This window comes from Burkholderia sp. MSMB1459WGS, assembly GCF_001534535.1.
In the GTDB taxonomy this organism is placed as follows: domain Bacteria; phylum Pseudomonadota; class Gammaproteobacteria; order Burkholderiales; family Burkholderiaceae; genus Burkholderia.
This window is the reverse complement of record NZ_LPMU01000019.1, coordinates 1-1,561: the sequence shown is the minus strand read 5'-3', so window position 1 is coordinate 1,561 and position 1,561 is coordinate 1. Positions and strand designations below refer to the sequence as shown.

Genomic DNA, 1,561 nt, shown 5'->3' with positions numbered 1-1,561 from the left:
CGTGCGTCACACGATCCTTCGCCGCGCTGTCATAGACCACCGCCAGCGATTCGCCCGTGGTCGGATCGATCACGCCGCCGTCCTTCAGCGAGTCGCTCAGGTCGCCGATGCTCTGGTTCGTCGCGAACAGCTGCGAACCATTGACCGCGTCCGTGCTCGTTGCCGACAGATCGCCTGCCGCCACGTTGTGGATCGCCACCGGCGTACCGGCGTTGCCCAGCGTGATGCCGGCCTTCGTCGCATCGTCGTACGTCACCGCCAGCGACGTCAGGCTGCCCTGACCGTCGTCGCCAACCAGGCCCGTGTCCTTCAACTGACCGAGGTTCACCGCGTCGCTGTCGCCCGTTGCGTCGGCCACGTTCGTCACCTTCACCGGACCATTGCCGTCGCCCAGCGTCACCGAGCCATAGTTCGGCGTGCCATCCGCGTTACGGTCGTACGTCACAGCCGCGATCGGCTGACCCGTCACCGGGTCGATCAGGCCCGAGCCCTTCAATTGGCTCACGTTCACCGCGTCCGTGTCGGCAACACCCGCCTTCACGTTCGACAGCGTCGTGCCATCCACGCCGGCCAGCGTGACCGTGTCCTTCGCCGTGCCGTCGTACACGACCGCCAGCGATCCGCCCGTCGCCGGATCGATCAGGCCGCTGTTGTTCAGCCAATCCTCCATCGAACCGACACGCGTATTCGTCATGAACAGCTGCGAACCATTGACCGCATCCGTGCTCGTCGCTGACAGATCGCCTGCCGCCACGTTGTGGATCGCTACCGGCGTACCCGCGTTGCCCAGCGTGATGCCGGCCTTCGTCGCGTCGTCGTACGTCACCGCCAACGACGTCAGGCCGCCCTGACCGTCGTCGCCGACCAGGCCCGTGTCCTTCAGCTGACCAAGGTTCACCGCGTCGCTGTCGCCCGTTGCGTCAGCCACATTCGTCACCTTCACCGGCCCCGTGCCGTCGCCCAGCGTCACCGAGCCGTAGTTCGGCGTGCCGTCCGCGTTACGGTCGTACGTCACAGCCGCGATCGGCTGACCCGTCGCCGGGTCGATCAGGCCCGAGCGTTTCAGCTGGCTCACGTTCACCGCGTCGGTGTCGTCCGTACCGGCCGCCACGTTCTTCAGTTGAACCGGCGTCGCTGCGCCCGCGCCACCCAGCGTCACGGTGTCCTTCGCCGCGCTGTCGTACACCACCGCCAGCGATTGACCCGTGATCGGATCGATCACGCCGCCGTTCTTCAGCGAATCGCTCAGATCGCCGATGCTCTGGTTCGTCGCGAACAGCTGCGAACCGTTCACCGCGTCCGTGCTCGTCGCCGACAGATCGCCTTCAGCCACGTTATGGATCGCCACCGGCGTACCCGCGTTGCCCAGCGTGATGCCTGCCTTGGTCGCGTCGTCGTACGTCACCGCCAGCGACGTCAGGTTGCCCTGACCGTCATCGCCGACCAGGCCCGTGTCCTTCAACTGACCCACGTTCACCGCGTCCGTGTCGTCCGTACCGGCCGCCACGTTCTTCAGTTGAACCGGCGTCGCTGCGCCCGCGCCACCCAGCGTCACGGTGTC

The 1,561-nt window shown here is 66.6% G+C and carries 1 pseudogene; it reads right to left on the bottom strand.

From position 1 onward, the window contains the following. Positions 1-1,561, bottom strand: a pseudogene (locus tag WT97_RS07185) (hypothetical protein); the annotation flags it as partial.